The organism is Tumebacillus permanentifrigoris (assembly GCF_003148565.1).
In the GTDB taxonomy this organism is placed as follows: domain Bacteria; phylum Bacillota; class Bacilli; order Tumebacillales; family Tumebacillaceae; genus Tumebacillus; species Tumebacillus permanentifrigoris.
This window is the reverse complement of record NZ_QGGL01000009.1, coordinates 72334-88702: the sequence shown is the minus strand read 5'-3', so window position 1 is coordinate 88702 and position 16369 is coordinate 72334. Positions and strand designations below refer to the sequence as shown.

General features: G+C 55.7%; 21 protein-coding genes. 14 read left to right on the top strand and 7 right to left on the bottom strand.

Going from position 1 to position 16369, the window contains the following annotated elements:
* Positions 1-24: 24 nt before the first annotated feature.
* From fliK to C7459_RS11610, 3 genes are read left to right on the top strand one after another with little or no spacing between them, the layout of a single operon-like run.
* Positions 25-1845, top strand: a complete 1821-nt coding sequence (fliK, locus tag C7459_RS11620; protein WP_109689427.1) for a flagellar hook-length control protein FliK — start codon at positions 25-27, stop codon at positions 1843-1845.
* 24 nt (positions 1846-1869) lie between these two features.
* The gene (locus C7459_RS11615) at positions 1870-2154 is read left to right on the top strand and encodes an EscU/YscU/HrcU family type III secretion system export apparatus switch protein (protein WP_109689425.1); all 285 of its coding nucleotides are present in this window, start codon (positions 1870-1872) and stop codon (positions 2152-2154) included.
* Positions 2155-2212: 58 nt separating this feature from the next.
* Positions 2213-2620 carry a YraN family protein gene (locus tag C7459_RS11610; RefSeq protein ID WP_109689423.1) on the top strand — a complete coding sequence of 136 codons (408 nt, stop codon included), beginning with the start codon at positions 2213-2215 and terminating at the stop codon, positions 2618-2620.
* Between the two features lie 34 nt (positions 2621-2654).
* Here C7459_RS11610 and C7459_RS11605 read toward each other — a convergent pair whose 3' ends face one another.
* A complete protein-coding gene (locus C7459_RS11605; RefSeq protein ID WP_109689420.1) occupies positions 2655-3173 on the bottom strand; it encodes a GNAT family N-acetyltransferase in 519 nt (172 codons plus the stop codon).
* Between the two features lie 166 nt (positions 3174-3339).
* On the opposite strand from C7459_RS11605, the gene C7459_RS11595 reads away from it, so the two are divergent.
* Complete coding sequence (locus C7459_RS11595; RefSeq protein ID WP_109689419.1) at positions 3340-3846, top strand: SRPBCC family protein; 507 nt, start codon at positions 3340-3342, stop codon at positions 3844-3846.
* 717 nt (positions 3847-4563) lie between these two features.
* Positions 4564-4830 carry a YneF family protein gene (locus tag C7459_RS11590; protein ID WP_109689417.1) on the top strand — a complete coding sequence of 89 codons (267 nt, stop codon included), beginning with the start codon at positions 4564-4566 and terminating at the stop codon, positions 4828-4830.
* Between the two features lie 47 nt (positions 4831-4877).
* Here the strand turns inward: C7459_RS11590 and C7459_RS11585 are convergent, their stop codons facing one another.
* Positions 4878-5213, bottom strand: coding sequence for a hypothetical protein (locus C7459_RS11585; RefSeq protein WP_109689415.1), 336 nt, complete (start codon positions 5211-5213; stop codon positions 4878-4880).
* A 149-nt stretch (positions 5214-5362) separates the two neighbouring features.
* Here C7459_RS11585 and C7459_RS11580 point away from each other — a divergent pair, with 149 nt between their 5' ends.
* Positions 5363-5626: a hypothetical protein gene (locus C7459_RS11580; RefSeq protein WP_109689413.1), complete on the top strand. Its 264-nt coding sequence runs from the start codon at positions 5363-5365 to the stop codon at positions 5624-5626.
* Positions 5627-5686: 60 nt separating this feature from the next.
* On the opposite strand, the gene C7459_RS11575 is transcribed toward C7459_RS11580, so the two are convergent.
* Complete coding sequence (locus C7459_RS11575; RefSeq protein WP_109689411.1) at positions 5687-6406, bottom strand: polysaccharide deacetylase family protein; 720 nt, start codon at positions 6404-6406, stop codon at positions 5687-5689.
* Between the two features lie 99 nt (positions 6407-6505).
* Entirely contained in the window at positions 6506-8035 is a 1530-nt protein-coding gene (locus C7459_RS11570; protein ID WP_109689410.1) for a YifB family Mg chelatase-like AAA ATPase, read from the bottom strand.
* A gap of 684 nt (positions 8036-8719) precedes the next feature.
* Between C7459_RS11570 and C7459_RS11560 the strand changes: the two genes are divergently transcribed.
* The gene (locus C7459_RS11560; RefSeq protein ID WP_109689406.1) at positions 8720-8938 is read left to right on the top strand and encodes a hypothetical protein; all 219 of its coding nucleotides are present in this window, start codon (positions 8720-8722) and stop codon (positions 8936-8938) included.
* Here the strand turns inward: C7459_RS11560 and C7459_RS11555 are convergent.
* Positions 8925-9344: a hypothetical protein gene (locus tag C7459_RS11555; protein WP_109689404.1), complete on the bottom strand. Its 420-nt coding sequence runs from the start codon at positions 9342-9344 to the stop codon at positions 8925-8927. The genes C7459_RS11560 and C7459_RS11555 overlap by 14 nt on opposite strands.
* 88 nt (positions 9345-9432) lie before the next feature.
* Positions 9433-9882, bottom strand: coding sequence for a molybdopterin-dependent oxidoreductase (locus C7459_RS11550; protein ID WP_170119426.1), 450 nt, complete (start codon positions 9880-9882; stop codon positions 9433-9435).
* 70 nt (positions 9883-9952) lie between these two features.
* Between C7459_RS11550 and C7459_RS11545 the strand changes: the two genes are divergently transcribed.
* Together C7459_RS11545 and C7459_RS11540 are read left to right on the top strand one after the other, a co-directional pair.
* On the top strand, positions 9953-11167 hold the full coding sequence (locus C7459_RS11545; protein ID WP_109689403.1) for a multidrug efflux MFS transporter: 1215 nt from the start codon (positions 9953-9955) through the stop codon (positions 11165-11167).
* A 63-nt stretch (positions 11168-11230) separates the two neighbouring features.
* Positions 11231-11662: a hypothetical protein gene (locus tag C7459_RS11540; RefSeq protein ID WP_109689401.1), complete on the top strand. Its 432-nt coding sequence runs from the start codon at positions 11231-11233 to the stop codon at positions 11660-11662.
* Between the two features lie 61 nt (positions 11663-11723).
* On the opposite strand, the gene C7459_RS11535 is transcribed toward C7459_RS11540, so the two are convergent.
* Positions 11724-12209 carry a nitroreductase family protein gene (locus tag C7459_RS11535; RefSeq protein WP_109689399.1) on the bottom strand — a complete coding sequence of 162 codons (486 nt, stop codon included), beginning with the start codon at positions 12207-12209 and terminating at the stop codon, positions 11724-11726.
* 276 nt (positions 12210-12485) lie between these two features.
* Here C7459_RS11535 and C7459_RS11530 point away from each other — a divergent pair, with 276 nt between their 5' ends.
* The 5 genes from C7459_RS11530 (at position 12486) to dprA (ending at position 16361) form a co-directional block, all read left to right on the top strand.
* Positions 12486-12731 carry a hypothetical protein gene (locus tag C7459_RS11530; RefSeq protein WP_109689397.1) on the top strand — a complete coding sequence of 82 codons (246 nt, stop codon included), beginning with the start codon at positions 12486-12488 and terminating at the stop codon, positions 12729-12731.
* 88 nt (positions 12732-12819) lie between these two features.
* Positions 12820-12987, top strand: a complete 168-nt coding sequence (locus tag C7459_RS23320) for a hypothetical protein (protein ID WP_170119425.1) — start codon at positions 12820-12822, stop codon at positions 12985-12987.
* Between the two features lie 122 nt (positions 12988-13109).
* Positions 13110-14267, top strand: coding sequence for an ADP-forming succinate--CoA ligase subunit beta (gene sucC / locus C7459_RS11525; protein WP_109689395.1), 1158 nt, complete (start codon positions 13110-13112; stop codon positions 14265-14267).
* A 21-nt stretch (positions 14268-14288) separates the two neighbouring features.
* Positions 14289-15194 (top strand): succinate--CoA ligase subunit alpha, encoded by a 906-nt coding sequence (gene sucD / locus C7459_RS11520; RefSeq protein ID WP_109689394.1) that lies wholly within the window; start codon positions 14289-14291, stop codon positions 15192-15194.
* 75 nt (positions 15195-15269) lie between these two features.
* The gene (dprA, locus tag C7459_RS11515; protein ID WP_109689392.1) at positions 15270-16361 is read left to right on the top strand and encodes a DNA-processing protein DprA; all 1092 of its coding nucleotides are present in this window, start codon (positions 15270-15272) and stop codon (positions 16359-16361) included.
* The last annotated feature ends 8 nt before the right edge of the window (positions 16362-16369 follow it).

The following is a 16369-nucleotide window of genomic DNA, read 5'->3' as shown; positions in this document are numbered from 1 at the left end:
GAGGGCGCAGAGGGGGAGATCGGGATGCGCATCAGCACCGGGCAGATGGCCAAGATCATCATGCAAACGCTCCAAGGGGCAAAGGACGTCGGAGGACAGCTGGAGTTGAAAGTCGGCACTGTGGTCAAAGCGACGTTGCTGGAATTTCTCGACAGCAAGTCGAACGCGCTGTTGCAGATTGGCAACGCCAAGGTTCGCGCACAAGTCGATGCGAATCTGCAACCGGGCGATCAGTTGGAGTTGCTGGTGACCGGTGAGCAGAAGCGCGGAGCGATGGAGTTGAAATTGATCGGGCAGCCCGTGCGCGGTGAGACGGGACGGGCGATGCCGTTGGACCTCGCAGGGATTTTACAGGCGTTGCAACTGCCGGACGGAGAGGAAATGAAAGCTCTCGTCCAAGAATTTGTCGGGCGCAACCTGCCATTGACGCCAGAGGCGTTGAAGGGAGCCGCACAGGTGTTGCGGGCCCAAGGCAGCACGGCGACACCTGCTCAGGTCGCCACGCTTGGCAAGATGGTCGAGCTCGGCATCCCGCTAACTCCCGCGACGTTCCAAGCGCTGAACACCCTCGACAACGGGCCGAAGTTGCACCAACTCTTGGAGAGCGTGGCGGCGAAGTTACAAGACCTGTTGCCAGAACTGGCCGATGGGGGAAAAAGCGGCGCATCCGCGTCCGCTGCTCAACAGACGACGGCGAGGGTGGGAATTCCCCTGACAGGAACTCCATCTGACGCAGCGGGAGCGGGAAGCCCGGCACAGTCCGCAAGTCCCGCGAGCCAGAGCACACTAAACCAGAGCACCCAGCAGAATGTGCTTCGCGCATCAGGCCAAGCCGTTCCCACTTCGGCGGACACCTCCCCAACCGCTCGAACCCTTGCTGGTAACGCGCTACCGGCAACTTCGTCGTCTGCTCAAACTCCTGATGTGCCATCGGCCCGCGCATCTCAACCGGACGGACTCTCCGCGCCGGCGCGGTCAGAGTCACTTTTCCCGAGAAATGAGATTCCTCGACCGCTCCCGACAACGCAGGCGGGGAATGCTGTCGAAGCACAGCCGTCACTTCCAGAACAGGCCCGTGAACCACTTCGTCAATTGGCGAAGGCGGTACATGAACTTGTTTCCCAAGGGGATGGGAGCGCTGATGCGCTGCGTGACAAAGCCAAGCAACTCGGGCTTGCCTTGGAGGAACGCCTCGGGGCCGCGCTGCGCCGACTTCCCGCAGACAGCGACCCGGCGACGGTGCGTGATGCGGTACAGCATGCGCTGCGCAACTTTGCCGCCGAAACGCAAGGTGCTGGGCTGAAGGAAGCGCTGCTCAACGTCCAGAATTCCGCATCGGAGCTCACCGCGGCTGGACATGCGGCGCTGGCAGACGATGTCAGCACGTTGCTAAACAACCTGACCGGCCAACAATTGATGAGCACACCGGGACAGACGGCGCAACGGTCTGATCTCTTCTACCAGTTCGCCGCCGTGCCGTTACAACTGAACGGACGCGAGCAGACGGTGGAATTGCATGTCATGTCGCGCAAGGGACCCGGGCAGAAAAGCCTCGACCCGGCGAATTGCTACATCCTGTTCCGACTCGACATGCCGAACTTGGGGCCGCTGGATATCCACTTGCACATCGTCGACCGGGTGGTCGGCGTGCGATTTGTCGCCGAAGACAAAGATGCGGTGCAGATCGAAGCCGCCGACCAACGCGAATTGCGCGACAAGTTGCAAGGGGTCGGGTTCCACCTCGGCGTGATGAAGAGTGAAGAGAAACAACCTCCACAGGAAGGCCAGCGCCTGCCGCTGTTGCCACCGCTGTTGACGCAGGGTCATTTTGACCTGCGCATGTAGCGAGAGGAGGGGGGAGTGACGAGCATGAGTTCAGATGACAAGAAACCCACACCACCGAAAAAAGCGGTCGCCCTGCACTACGACCACGAAAAAGACACCGCGCCGCGCATTATCGCTTCAGGGCGAGGCGCGGTGGCGGAAAATATCCTCGCCATCGCCGGGGAATCGGGCATTCCGATGCACGAAGACCGAGCGCTCGTCGAAACCCTGCTCGCCTTCGAGATCGGCAAGGAGATCCCCGCTGAACTCTACCAAGTCGTGGCAGAAGTCCTCGCCTTCGTCCAACGCCTCGACAAGCGGGATCGCTAAATGAAACCTCTCACTCAAACCCACAACTTCATACACAACTGAATAGAGGTGCCACCTCATGACAATTCAAACACGAACGGACAGAAGCAAGCAATCGAGAGACCATCGCAAGCAACTTGGCGACTTCGGGGAGCAGGTGGCGGCCGATTATTTGTTGCAGCACGGCTACACGATCCTCGACCGCAACTGGCGACGCCGGGGTGGGGAGTTGGACCTCGTGGTGCAGATCGGTCAAGCGTTGGTTTTTGTGGAGGTGCGCACCCGTTCCACGCGAACGCATGGCACAGCCGAAGAGTCTGTGGATGGGCGCAAGCAACGTCAAGTGCGCAAGATCGCCGCACAATATCTGAGCGAAATGGCGCCAAGCACCTATTTCCGCGAACTCCGATTCGACGTGGTCACCGTCTACGTGGAGCGCTCAACACAGCGCGTGCGGACCTTGCAACACCTTGAGCATGCCTTTTAAGCAAAAAAAGCGCCCCAGACACGGGCGCTTTTTTCTATGTCGTCTGGTTGTGGCTTAGTTCGCCAGCTGGACGGAAGCGGGCCATGAGAATCTCGTCCTCAAACTTGCCTTGCACAAAGTTTGCCGCCACTTTGCGTCCCTCCACGCCGAATCCGAATCGTTCATACAGGGCTTGCGCGTGTGGGTTGCTCGAAAGCACGACCAACTCCAAGCGCTCCAGTCGCAACCAATTGTCGGCGAGGTCGATGATTTTCGTAAACATCGCCGAGCCAACTCCTTGGCCATGACACGCTTGATCGACATAGAGATAGAGGTATCCGATGTGTGCGCGACGTCCTGTGAAAGTCGTCAGTCCGATCAACCCGACCACAACGCCATCGAGTTCAGCAACAAATTGATGCTGATGAGGATTCGGTTGGTTGTACTGTTCCTGAATCGTCTCCAACCGCATGCTGGGCGAATACGAAACATAGGGCAATACGTTCTCCTGCAATCCCATCTCATAAATGCGCTCTGCATCCGATGCGCGTACCACGCGAATAGTTAGTCCCATACCGCAACCCTCTCCCATTTGTTTCCTCTATCATACCTGTCGCGATGAGATTTGGACAATCGCTTTACCGCTCGTCGAGATCGACAGTTGGTTAGCACCGTACAGGCGGTTCTGGTCCCGCCATCTCGATGCGCTAGAACGACACCTTGAGAAGGAGGAGTAAGCGATGGAAGGAACTGTACAGAGAATCGACGGGGGATATGTGATTCGTTTTGAGTGTCACTTGAAGCATCCCGTAGAGAAGGTTTGGGCCGCGATCACGGAGCCGGAGCAGCTGGTGCAGTGGTTGGCACGAGCGGAGATCGAGTTGGTGGAGGGGGGCAAGTTCGAACTGCGCTTTGACAACACCGATAGCGTGATCATCGGACGAGTCCGAGAAGTGATCGCGCCGACAGTATTCGAGTTCATCTGGAACAGCCCAGGCGCGGAAAATTCAGTGGTGCGCTGGGAATTGCAGCATGACGCGGCGGGGTGCTTGCTCGTGTTGACCCACAGACTCACGCTCCCAGACCCACTGCCTTCCATGCTCGCCGGTTGGCAGGTGCACCTCGAAGTGCTCACCACTGCGCTGATCGGTCAGCCGATCAAGTGGCCGTGGAGCCGCTGGGAGGAATTGCATGACCAATACAACAACCGTGAGCCAGAGTGGAATCAAACGGAAGAGAAGTTGTAGGCTGAAAAAAGAACGCATGATGCTCACCGACCCCTGGAATATAGGGTCGGTGAGCTTTTTTAGGTGGAGGGGGTGAGATTCGTAGGTTGAACGGGCCATTCCTACTTCTGTGCTGAAACGTTGATGGTTTAGTAAGTGGACTTTCAAATAATACATTGAAATTAGAATTTTATATTGAATTATAGTCTATATCTATGCAATAATGTTTTTGAGGATGATTTGTTGAAAGTTTCTTTTACAAATCTTTACTCAACTATATTAATAGGAGGTTGATTCCAATGGAAGCAATGTTCGATCTCGACGTTCAAGTAAAGCCCACCGCAAAAGTTGAATGGTGGGAATCTTCTTACACGGTTTTGTGCTCGCTCACCTGCTAGTTTGAATGGGGCCAACACCAGTTCTGTATAGAACTGGTGTTGCTTTTGTAGGGTAGGGAGTTTGTTGTGTAGTCATCTCCGCTTTAGAATTGCCATTCTTTTGCGTTGTCAATAAAATAGAAAAGCCCGTCGATCATGATTTGCGATCGACGGGCTTTACTCAATTGTACTTTCTTCTTCAATTCTATGCGCTGCAAGTAACTAGGGGTATCTGCGTGCAGGATAAACCATTGCTGATCGGGGAATACTGCACGAGATGCAGTAGGAATAATCTACTAGCACCTAGTATAACCTATGATGTATACTGATAAGGATTAGACAAGTAGGGGGCAAACTTTCAATGGCAATAACTCTCACAGCAATTGGTACCTTCATCCTCGGCCTCGTTCTGGGCGCACTCGGCGGCGTGTACTACCTGCGCAACAAGATGCAGAACATGACGATGTCCGACGCGGAGATCGCGACGATGGCAAAAGGCATGGGCATGAACTTGAACCAGAAACAACTGGCTCAGATCCAACGCCGCATGAAAAATGCCAACCAGAACCAATCGAAATCCAAAGCACCCGCGAAGAAACAACCGAGCAAAGCTCCGACGAAAAAATAAAAAACAAAACGGCATGCCTGCGCTAGTGCAGGACATGCCGTTTTTTGTTACCAATACAGCAGGCTGGACAGCGCCAGAATGCTTAGGAACGGAATGAAGGCGCGTGCTCCATAGCCATAGCCGTACCCGTAATAGGGATAGCCATACCCATAGCCGTATCCGCCAAAGTAGACAGGGGTCGCTTCGACAGACCCGGAACCGTCAGCAGTCATCGCGTCGCGGATCACTTCACCTGTGACGTGAGCAGCCGAGCGGCGCAGATAGAGCCCATTGGCGGTCACACCGTCGACGACACCGTGATGGACTTGGCCGTCATGGGTGTGCAGGCGTACCATCTGACCCATGTATTGGCGACAATTTGATGCATTGTAGCGGGAGTTCATTGGGGAGATACCTCCTTTCGTAGAGGACGTTGTTCTCTCCTTCAGGATATGCAACGGCAGGAGACAGGCTCACGGCAGCTGCGGAGGACAATCACGAAATAGGTAGACAACCAGTGGCATATAGATAGAGAGAAGGAGGCGAGCCTACGATGAAGATCGGATCTCCCCTATGGAAACTCAAGATGCGGATGCGTCGCCAGCCGTGGTTGGTGTTCGCGCCGCTGTTGTTGTTGCTGACCGTCCTGCTCGGCAGTTGCGCAACCCGTGCGGTCCAAACCCTCTCGATCGCCGCATCTCTGCTCTGGTTGGCGGTCGGTCTCGCCGTTGGGTTCGGGATCGGCAAACTGGTTGGCGCGATGGGAAGCAAGCCACCCAAGTCCTCGGGGCGTCGTCCGCGCGGGCGTTGGCGGTAGATCCTACGCCCGATAAAAAAGCTCGCTTGAGGCTCCGCTTCGTTTACAAAAAGCGCGAGTCTAGCGAGCTTCCTTGGTCGTTTGCCGATCTAGATACTCTTGAAGCGTGACGATGTGATAGCCTTCTCGTTGGAGATCGTCGAGGATGCGCGGCAAGGACTGTACCGTCAGCGAGCGGTCCAGTTCGCCGTCGTGAGCGAGCAAGATTCCGCCATGACGCTCGCGGATCAGATCCATGACGCGGGCTTCCACTTGGTCGGGTGTGGTGGTGCTGTGGTTCTCTACACAGACATTCCAGAGGATCAGTTGCTTGTGCATGTTTTCGGTGGTTTCGAGGATTGCTTGGCTGACATTGCCACGCGGGGGACGGAAGAAGTGTGGGATTGGGAAAGTTGGCCCGAGCACAGACGTCAGTGCGGCATCGCCGCCTTGCAGTTCTGCGTTTACTTGCGTGAGGGTCAGTTGTTCCAAGTGCGGATGGGTGAGGGTATGGTTGGCGATCGTGTGCCCGTCGCGCTCGATGCGGCGCACGAGGTCTGGGTGTTCGATCGCGTTTCGTCCAACGATAAAAAACGTCGCCTGCAGGTGGCGTTTTTTCAGCATGTCCAGAATGGCTGGCGTATAGCGCGGGTCCGGCCCGTCGTCGAAGGTCAACGTGACCGTCTTGTCCGGTACGATCGAAAGAGTGGGCTCCATCGCGGCCACAACCGCCTGCGGATGAGCAGGGAGCAGAAGAACCAGAGCCAGCAGCACGGACAACAACAAAGACCACGTTCTCATGGCGTATGCTCCTCTCTCGAAGTTACGAGTCTCGTACCCTACTACTTTACAGGGACGAGCGAGAGAATCACAACGCACAAATGTTGTATAGGAGAGTGGTCAGCTCTCAAGTTTCCGATCTAACGTGCGATACTGAATCGCCTCCGCGATATGCATCTCGCCAATCGTCGGACAGTCTTGCAGATCCGCAATCGTGCGGGCGACTTTTAAGATCCGCTCATAGGCGCGGGCGGACAGACCTAGCAAGTCAAACGCTTCATGGAGCAAGGCATGGGCAGCAGGCGCGAGGGCACAAAAGTGGCGGGTATCGACAGGGGTCATGTTGGCATTGTAGGGGAAGGGCCGATCGGGGAAGCGGTCGGCTTGGATCTGGCGAGCACGCAGCACGCGTTGGAGGATCACTTGCGAGGATTCATCGGGTACGGGGTTGACGATATCTTGATAGGTCACGCGCGGGACATCGATGTGCAGGTCGATCCGATCGAGCAACGGACCTGATAACTTGCTCTGGTACCTCGCGATCTGGGGCGGCGTACACGTACAAGGCTTGTAATTTGACCCATAAAACCCACAGGGACACGGATTCATCGCCGCCACGAGCAGAAATCGACTCGGAAACATATACGTCGCCTGCGTCCGCGAGATCGTCACCTGCGCGTCCTCCAACGGCTGGCGCAACACCTCCAGCACCGACTTTTTAAACTCTGGCAATTCATCCAAAAACAACACGCCCCCATGCGCCAAACTCACCTCCCCAGGCCGTGGAATCTGCCCGCCACCGATCAATCCCCCATTGGAGATCGTATGGTGCGGCGTCCGAAAGGGTCGGTCATGCAACAACCCCACATCCTCCGCAAGCGTCCCGGCCACGCTATGAACCTGCGTCACTTCCAACGACTCTCGCGTGGTCAGCGGTGGCAAGATCGTCGGCATCCGTTTCGCCAACATTGTCTTGCCGCTACCCGGCGGGCCGATCAACAGCACATTGTGATTGCCGGACGCCGCGATCTCCAACGCCCGCTTCACATGCGGCTGTCCCTTGATCTCGGAAAAATCCTCTCCACCTGCGCGGGCAGTTGTCGAGGCTATTCGTTCCACCACCACTGGCTGCAAAGGGTACGTCCCAGTCAGATACCGAACCGCCTCTGTCAGCGACTCCACCGCAATCACCTGCAACCCTTCCACCAACGCCGCCTCCTGCGCACTTTTCGCGGCGACGATCAACGTGTGAAAACCATGTTCTTTCGCCCCGAGCGCCAGCGACAACATCCCGCGCACCGGTCGCACGGAGCCATCCAACGCCAACTCGCCCACCACCGCCACACCATGCAATCGCACGGCTGGGATCTGTTCCTCTGCGACGAGGATGCCGAGCGCCAGACACAGATCGAAACCCGACCCCTCCTTGCGCAGGTGGGCGGGGGCGAGATTGGCGGTGATCCGGCGCAACGGAAATTCCAACCCAGCGTTGCGCATCGCCGCCCGCACCCGATCCTTCGCCTCGCGCACCGAGTTATCTGGCAAACCAACAATTTCAAAGGCTGGCAATCCACTCGCGATGTCAATTTCCACTTGTACCACCGTTCCATGCAACCCATACAACGCCAACGAGTTCACTTGTGCATACATCCTGAGAAAACCTCCGATTCGGTAACGTCTGCTAAGGCTCAGAAAAATTCAGTTCCACCTGTCTGAGAACAGGCAGTTGAACGCTGCTGGAAACAGCAAAAAAAGCCAATCAAGCCTCCAAAATCACCCAAATAGCTCCCAAAAATACACGAAAAAAGTCAACATCCGCACAGCTGGTCAAAACGTGAAAAGCCTTGCCACAGCAGGCTTTTTCCCTACATCACGAAGTAGCGGGGAGCAAATTTCGCGCTTTTTCACCAAAATAGGGAAAGTATAGTACATAATAATCAATTTCAGCATAGAATAGAGTAACGGGAAGATTGGCACTGAGAAAATCTGTGACAATTTATCTAATTGAAGGAGGGGATGTTCCACAAGTGAGGACTTTCGTTTATAATGAAAGTGTAGAAAAGAAAGAGAAGGAGGTGAAAAGGTTGGAATACGTGTGCCTCGATTGTGGTGGTTTCTTCGAGGGTGACGAAATCCGCCGCTCCCAAAACCGATGCGAATCCTGTGAAGGTTCTAAATCGACAGAGGAACAAGGAGACAGTCATGCTCAACGTGGCCTGTAGTGCTGAGATCGATACTCAAACATAAACGCCCCCGACGGTAGAAGTTGGGGGCGTTACGTTTTGTCCAGATGACATATGCTAGAGGTACTTTGCAACTAGAGGAGGCCCGTCCATGTTCAAAGTCCAATTGTACAACGATGCCTTCCACCACATGATGCAGCATGACAAGACGATGGATGGCTTTTATCCGAAAAACAGCGCCATCGTGCAAAAAGACATGACAGACGAGGAGTTTGAAGAGTTTTGCAAAAAGCACAACTTGGTGCTGTACAAAAACCACCTGCGCAATTACCACCACAATTACATCGCAGGTGACTTTAACGAGATTTGATCTGCTGGTAGGACGAGAATTTTTTGAGCTGGTCGAGCAATTCGTTGTGCCACTGCTCGTCATCCATGCCTTTGGCGACGTTGATCAAGTCGAGTACGGCATCGATCTGTTGGGGCAGGACGCGGCGTCCCGTGCGGATGCGTTCATCCTCAGGGTACTTGGCCAGCGCATCGAGGATCTTGCGCTCGCCGATCGCATCGCGCAACGAAGTGACCTTCACGCGGTCGCTCTCACAGTAGTGGGTGAGCATGATGTAGTCGAACTCGAGGTCCGGTATGATGTGGCTCTTGTGACACGTAGGGCAGACGAGCATCGGGACGTCATGAACGAGCACTCCGCCTTCCGAGTAGATGCTCCGAAGGAGTCCGATCATTGTGAGTCCGCAGCAAAAGTCCTTTTGGGTCATCGGGCACCACCCTTTCCTAGACATGAGGTAGACCTTTGTACCAAATGTACCATACTGACCCCCCGCGTCACCAGCGGGGTTTTTTTGCTTACAGTTCGGTCGGCGGGACGAGGTTTTTAAAACCGAACGTCGCGTGCTGAGCGGGCTGTGCATGGCGCACAACTTCAATTTTCACGACCGCTTTGACATTTAGGCATTCGCTCGATCCGTTCGGGACGATCAGGCGGACGGGGAACCCCTTTTTTAACGGTTGATCGTCCAATTGGAACAGAAGCAACGCGTCATTCAGCTCGTGCAGGGGGATCGTCGCTTGAAATTCGTCGCTGGCGTGAAAAATAACGTGTGTGCCATCCTGCGTGGGCGCTATCATTTCGAGAAGCGAAGAAAACGGGGTCGCAATTCCCGTAAACTGCGGTACAATGGGGGTAACATCAACATGCGGACCGAGTTTACCGCTCACAAAGTCAGAATATTGCAAGTCTGCTTCCGTTGCGACGAGGCCGCGCACCGCTACGTGAAACTCGCGGGTCTGTGTCATTTTTACGCTCACCTGCCTGAGAATCGGTTTGTCTTGAGGTGATTGTACAACATAGAAAGAAGGAAAGTCCATGCAACTTTGGAAACGAAATCTACTAGTCCTCTGGTTTGCCAATTTCACCGTGATGGCGGGGATGAGTTTGGTCATGCCGTTCTTGCCTCTCTACATCAAGGATTTAGGCGTGACCGACCCGGCTGAGTTGACGAAGTGGGCCGGGCTGGTGTTCAGCGGGACGTTCATGACGTCGGCGATCTTTGCCCCGATTTGGGGTGCATTGTCTGACCGCACAGGGCGCAAAATCATGCTGATCCGCTCGGCACTGGGCATGGCGATCGTCATGGCGCTGATGGGCTTCACCTCACATGTCTCGCAATTGTTTTTCCTGCGCTTGGCGATGGGCGTCGTCTCGGGATTCATCCCGGCGGCCGTGTCGCTAGTGGCGACGAACACGCCCAAGGACCATGTCGGCTATGCGTTGGGCACACTCGCAACCGGCGGAGTCTCCGGTCAGATCATCGGCCCGCTGCTGGGCGGGGTGCTTGCCAACTTCCTCGGATTCCGCCATGTCTTCCTCGTCACATCAGGGTTGCTGCTGGCCGCCACGGTGATCGTCTTCGTGCTCGTGAAGGAAGAGTTCAAGAAACCGGAGCCCAAAGCCGCCGGAGCGATTTCAAACAAAAAGCGTTGGAGTGACGAATTGCGCGCGCTCAAACCGGTCTGGCCGATGTTTGTCGTCGCTTTCCTGATCACGTTCTCGATGATGATGATCGACCCGCTGATGTCAGTCTATGTCTCGCAATTGGCACCTGCGTCCCAAAACGTTGCGCTGCTGGCCGGGATGGTCACCGCATCGACAGGGATTGCCAACATCCTGTTCTCGCCGCGCCTCGGCAAACTCGGGGACCGCATCGGGTACAAGCGCGTGTTGTTGATCGCGCTATGCGGTGCCGCGCTGATGTACCTGCCGCAAGCGTTCGTGACCGCTCCGTGGCAATTGATGATCTGCCGCTTCGGACTCGGCATGTGTATGGGCGGCCTGTTGCCACAGGTCAACTCGCTGTTGCGCACCTATGCTCCCACGGAGATGCAAGGCCGAATCTTTGGCTACAGCACTTCCGCGATGTTCATCGGCAATCTATGCGGACCGAACGTGGGTGGGTTCATCGGTGGGCATTATGGGATCTCAACGTTGTTTTTTGTCTCGTTTACCTTCCTGCTGATCAACGCGGTCTGGCTGAAGTTCGTCGTGCCTGAACCGCGTCCTGAACGGGTAAAAACGGCTTGACAACTCGTTTGCACAGAGCGACAGTTAGAAGGAGTCTCAACAAGTGAACGGAGGAACCACCGCATGCGTCATGTTTGGATACCACTCTTCGGAGCCTCGATGCTCCTCCTCGCGGGTTGCGCACCGCAGCCAGGCACGCCCTCCGGCACGACCGGACAGCAACAATCCCAGACGGCGGTCAGCTTCGATGACCTGCTGACCGTCTCTAGATTGGAAATGATCACCAAGGCGAGTTCCGACTTGCCCAAGAACTGGATCTGGCAAGGTCAGGAAGCCAAAGACCGGGCGGCGAAGGTCGTTCCGGTGCTCAAGAGCGCCACCAAACTCGACATCAAGGAGCCGGTCAAAGCACCCGCGATGCTCACGTTGATTGGTGACACGCCGTCGGGCAAGCGGATTATCAACATCTTCAATGACCGCATTGAATACAGCGGGACGTGGTATCAGTTAGACGGAGCACCGGATAAGACCTACGAACCGATCAAACCGGAGTAGTGAGTTTCGGGATCGCAAAAAGAAGTCACCTCAACAAGCGTTGAGGTGACTTCTTTTTTCGTTACGGCAGGTCGCGCAGTTTTTGCTCGATCGGTGTGCGCGGCTTCGGAGCGGGAACAGCGGCCGGGTAGCCGACGGGGAGAATTCCGACCACTTCGTAGCCAGGTGGTACGCCGAGCAGTTCCTGTACTTTTTTGCCGGCGCCGGCAGAGGACCAGCCCGTCGCCACACCATCGGCATGTGCGGCGAGCAAGAAATTCTGGATGAAGCAGGAGACAGCGGCGTAGTGTTCGTTGCGGTCGATCTGGTTGAGGGCCGGTGTGGAGAGGATGGCGAGCAGCACGGGCGCACCGCCAAAGTTATTTTTGTGCGGAATCTGGGCGCGAGTTTCAGGGCCAATCCAGAGAATCTCCCACGGCTCTGTCAGGCGGTGGTTTGGTGCGCAGGCGGCTGCTTGCAGCCACTCGAGCACTTTTTCCCGCGCGATGGAGTCGGGCTTGAACTGCTTGACGTTGCGTCGGTTCTGGATCGCTTCGATGACATTCACGGACGCCAACTCCTCCCTGAGAACAGGTGTATTCTATGTAATTGTATTCTCAGTTCGCACAGAGTTTCTATGCGGTGGCTGATAAAATTGGTTCGAGTATACGGACATCGCATAGAAGGTGAGGGTCTGGATTTCCACGATGATTTGATTGTGCCACCCAACGGTTCGGTGAAGGAGGGCTGCAGGATTTTGTGGCAATCTGAACGGGTTTGTATTTTCCAAACAACTGAATTATGATAGGAAATGGAGTTCGTGATTTTGGGGGAGGCATTGTACATGGATAAGTCTGCCGTCCGCGAGATGGTTGTTCAAAAAGTTTCGAAGGAACTCTATCTCGACGAACAATTTGTGATCGACGTGATGAACGCGATGGAAGCGGAACTGGGCGATGAATTATACGGCCAGGACACGATCGCGGAGGTTGTCGCGCGCATCCTCGATATCATGGACGACACCGATGAAAACTGGGAGAGCGACAAGTCCGACTTGGCAGAACGCGGAGTCAAGAAGGTCAACCATTAGGCCATCTACAGGGATGACGGGGCGTGTAGTTCGGACATACTAGGTTGCAGGTGTGTGAGGATTCTTTGACAACAAGGAGTGACCACCAATGGCAAACGAGTATACGCTTCGTTGCACGATCTGCGGCACGACAGCAGATGTCGAACCCTCGGCGGTTCAGGAACTGAATCAGGCTAAATATGCAGATGCCCCCGTTCATGTCTGCGAGGCTTGCAAAGCTCGCGTGCAGTTCGACAGTGAGCAGAAGTTTAAGTGAGTATTGCGACTATTGTCGAGCTTGCAGGGAAGTGACGAATGGAGTCGAATATACAGTTTTGGTGTTCACCAACATTATTGTTTCGCATGTAGAAATGCATAGAACGTGGAGGAGGAAGCGGAATGAACATTCACGAGTATCAAGGCAAAGCCGTCTTGAAAAAGTATGGCGTCGCGGTTCCGAATGGCCGTGTAGCTTTCACTGTAGATGAGGCTGTTGCAATCGCAGAAGAACTCGGCGGCAGAGGCGTTGTTAAAGCGCAAATTCATGCTGGCGGTCGCGGGAAAGCTGGCGGCGTAAAAGTCGCAAAAACCCTTGACGAAGTTCGTACATATGCTGAACAAATCTTGGGGATGACGTTGGTCACCCACCAAACCGGCCCGGAAGGCAAAGTAGTAAAACGCCTCCTGATCGAAGAACTGACCGATATCAAAAAGGAATACTACATCGGCTTGGTTGTCGACCGTGAAACCCAGCGCGTCGTCATGATGGCTTCCGAAGAGGGCGGCACCGAGATCGAGGAAGTAGCAGAAAAGACCCCGGAGAAGATCTTTAAAGAAGCGATCGATCCGTCTGTCGGCCTGCAAGCTTTCCAAGCTCGCAAGCTCGCGTATGCAATCAACATCCCGAAGGAACTGGTCAACCAAGCGGTCAAATTCATGACGGCTCTGTACACCGCTTTCGTGGAAAACGACTGCTCCATCGCGGAAATCAACCCGCTCGTCGTCACTGGCGACGGCAAAGTTGTCGCGCTCGACGCGAAGCTGAACTTTGACTCCAACGCGCTGTATCGTCGCAAGGACATCGTGGAACTGCGCGATCTCGAAGAAGAAGATCCGCGTGAAGTCGAAGCTTCCAAGTTTGACCTGACCTATATTGCACTCGATGGCACCATCGGTTGTATGGTCAACGGTGCTGGTCTGGCGATGGCGACGATGGATACCATCAACCACTTCGGCGGCACACCTGCAAACTTCCTCGACGTAGGGGGCGGTGCAACGACTGAGAAAGTTACCGCAGCGTTCAAAATCATCCTCTCCGATGCGAACGTCAAAGGGATCCTCGTCAACATCTTTGGCGGGATCATGAAGTGCGACACCATCGCAGAAGGCGTTATCGCGGCTGCGAAGGAAGTCGGTCTGGACAAGCCGCTCGTCGTTCGCCTTGAAGGTACCAACGTCGACAAAGGCAAAGCGATGCTCAACGAGTCCGGCCTGAACATCGTCGCGGCTGATAGCCTCGCAGACGCAGCGCAGAAGATCGTTGCGCTCGTGAAATAACGGGAAGAGGAGGAAAATACAATGGCGATCCTGATTAACAAAGATACCAAGGTCATGACCCAAGGCATCACTGGGGCGACCGGTCTGTTCCACACCAAGCAAGCAGTCGAGTACGGCACGCAAATGGTCGCAGGCGTCACCCCGGGTAAGGGCGGCACCGAGATCGAAGGCATTCCGGTATTCGATACCGTCGCAGAAGCGAAAGCAGCAACGGGCGCAAACGTTTCGGTCATCTATGTTCCGCCGGCTTTCGCAGCTGACGCGATCATGGAGGCGGTCGATGCTGACCTCGACCTCGCGATCTGCATCACCGAGGGCATCCCGGTGTATGACATGGTTCGCGTTCGCAAGTACATGGAAGGCAAGCGTACCCGTCTCGTCGGTCCGAACTGCCCGGGCGTCATCACGCCGGGCGAGTGCAAGATCGGCATCATGCCGGGCTACATCCACACCCCGGGTCGCGTAGGTGTTGTCTCCCGTTCTGGTACCCTCACCTATGAAGCTGTGTACCAACTCACCGTTGAGAACATCGGCCAATCGACCGCAGTCGGCATCGGCGGCGACCCGATCAACGGCACCAACTTCATCGACGTTCTGGAACTGTTCCAAAACGATCCGGACACCGACGCGATCATCATGATCGGCGAAATCGGCGGTACGGCTGAGGAAGAAGCGGCTGCTTGGGTCAAAGAACACTGCACGAAGCCGGTTGTCGGCTTCATCGCAGGCGCTACCGCACCTCCGGGCAAGCGGATGGGCCATGCGGGTGCAATCATCTCCGGCGGCAAAGGCACGGCGGCTGAAAAGTTCGCAGCGATGGAAGCAGCGGGTATCCGCGTCGCTCCGACCCCGTCTGACCTCGGTTCCACGATGGTGGCACTGTTGAAGGAAAAGGGTCTGTACGACAAAGTTCTCGTTAAGAAATAAGTAACATAAGCAACAGTAGGCAAGGGGCTCCTCTCGAGGGAGCCTCTTTTTTCAAACGCGAGAGGGGGAACGTATGTGCGGGAACAAGAGATTCTGCTCTGGTTGAGCACCACACAAGGCGTGGGAAGCCTGTCTGCACGGGCATTGCAAGACTATTTCGGGGATTGGCGAGCGGTCTGGGCGGCTGATCCACAAGAGATGGTACGGGGAGCGGGGCTGCGCAAAAACATTGCAACGGCACTCGCGAAGTCGCGTGCGTCGTTTGATCCGGTGGCGATTCGCAGGCAGTTTGAACCTGAGGGCATCCGATTTCTCAGCGTGCTTGACCCAGCGTACCCTGCCTCGCTCCACACGATCTATGATCCGCCAGTCGGACTCTTTCTTTATGGCGACCTTCCGCCCACAGGAGACAATGGACTCGCCGTGGTCGGCTCTCGAACGCCGACTTCCTACGGCACAACCGTTGCGAAAAAGCTCGTCGGCGAGCTCGCTGCACACGGATTGACGATCGTTTCTGGCTTCGCGCGAGGCATCGACACCGTCGCGCACAGGGCCGCTCTCGCAGCTGGCGGACAGACGGTCGCCGTCCTCGGCAGTGGACTTCTCAAACTCTACCCGCGTGAAAACACCCCGCTTGCCCGTGCCATCGCGGAGGGTCATGGATGCTTGCTCTCCGAACACCACCCGCTGATGGACGCCCTCCCTGGTAACTTTCCAGCCCGCAATCGCCTGATCTCCGCGCTGTCCCGAGCGGTGCTCGTCATCGAAGCGGGGGAGCGTAGCGGCTCGCTGATCACCGCCGATCTCGCGCTGGAACAAGGGCGCGATGTCTACGCCATCCCTGGCATGATCACCTCCACGCAAAGCGATGGCACCAACCGCCTGATCCAACAGGGTGCCAAGCTGATCCGCACCGCGCAAGACATCCTCGAAGACTATCACCTCACCGCTGTTTCTGTCTCCTCACGAGAGACACCAACCGACCTGACTCCAGAAGCTCGTCACATCCTCCAAATCCTTGGCCCCTTTGAACGACACCTCGACGAACTGCTCGCCAGCACTGGATTTTCGGCGGGTCTTTTGCATGCTCATTTGTTGCGCTTGCAGTTGCTAGGGCTGATCACCGCCCGACCGGGGGGTCGGTACATCTCGAACGCCCCATCTTGAAATTGCGA

What these genes read in the sequence shown, in the direction of transcription:
- fliK (WP_109689427.1), top strand. Translation starts at nt 25, where the DNA reads ATGCGCATCAGCACCGGGCAGATGGCCAAGATCATCATGCAAACGCTC.
- C7459_RS11615 (WP_109689425.1), top strand. Translation starts at nt 1,870, where the DNA reads ATGAGTTCAGATGACAAGAAACCCACACCACCGAAAAAAGCGGTCGCC.
- C7459_RS11610 (WP_109689423.1), top strand. Translation starts at nt 2,213, where the DNA reads ATGACAATTCAAACACGAACGGACAGAAGCAAGCAATCGAGAGACCAT.
- C7459_RS11605 (WP_109689420.1), bottom strand. Translation starts at nt 3,173, where the DNA reads ATGGGACTAACTATTCGCGTGGTACGCGCATCGGATGCAGAGCGCATT.
- C7459_RS11595 (WP_109689419.1), top strand. Translation starts at nt 3,340, where the DNA reads ATGGAAGGAACTGTACAGAGAATCGACGGGGGATATGTGATTCGTTTT.
- C7459_RS11590 (WP_109689417.1), top strand. Translation starts at nt 4,564, where the DNA reads ATGGCAATAACTCTCACAGCAATTGGTACCTTCATCCTCGGCCTCGTT.
- C7459_RS11585 (WP_109689415.1), bottom strand. Translation starts at nt 5,213, where the DNA reads ATGAACTCCCGCTACAATGCATCAAATTGTCGCCAATACATGGGTCAG.
- C7459_RS11580 (WP_109689413.1), top strand. Translation starts at nt 5,363, where the DNA reads ATGAAGATCGGATCTCCCCTATGGAAACTCAAGATGCGGATGCGTCGC.
- C7459_RS11575 (WP_109689411.1), bottom strand. Translation starts at nt 6,406, where the DNA reads ATGAGAACGTGGTCTTTGTTGTTGTCCGTGCTGCTGGCTCTGGTTCTT.
- C7459_RS11570 (WP_109689410.1), bottom strand. Translation starts at nt 8,035, where the DNA reads ATGTATGCACAAGTGAACTCGTTGGCGTTGTATGGGTTGCATGGAACG.
- C7459_RS11560 (WP_109689406.1), top strand. Translation starts at nt 8,720, where the DNA reads ATGTTCAAAGTCCAATTGTACAACGATGCCTTCCACCACATGATGCAG.
- C7459_RS11555 (WP_109689404.1), bottom strand. Translation starts at nt 9,344, where the DNA reads ATGACCCAAAAGGACTTTTGCTGCGGACTCACAATGATCGGACTCCTT.
- C7459_RS11550 (WP_170119426.1), bottom strand. Translation starts at nt 9,882, where the DNA reads ATGACACAGACCCGCGAGTTTCACGTAGCGGTGCGCGGCCTCGTCGCA.
- C7459_RS11545 (WP_109689403.1), top strand. Translation starts at nt 9,953, where the DNA reads ATGCAACTTTGGAAACGAAATCTACTAGTCCTCTGGTTTGCCAATTTC.
- C7459_RS11540 (WP_109689401.1), top strand. Translation starts at nt 11,231, where the DNA reads ATGCGTCATGTTTGGATACCACTCTTCGGAGCCTCGATGCTCCTCCTC.
- C7459_RS11530 (WP_109689397.1), top strand. Translation starts at nt 12,486, where the DNA reads ATGGATAAGTCTGCCGTCCGCGAGATGGTTGTTCAAAAAGTTTCGAAG.
- C7459_RS23320 (WP_170119425.1), top strand. Translation starts at nt 12,820, where the DNA reads ATGGCAAACGAGTATACGCTTCGTTGCACGATCTGCGGCACGACAGCA.
- sucC (WP_109689395.1), top strand. Translation starts at nt 13,110, where the DNA reads ATGAACATTCACGAGTATCAAGGCAAAGCCGTCTTGAAAAAGTATGGC.
- sucD (WP_109689394.1), top strand. Translation starts at nt 14,289, where the DNA reads ATGGCGATCCTGATTAACAAAGATACCAAGGTCATGACCCAAGGCATC.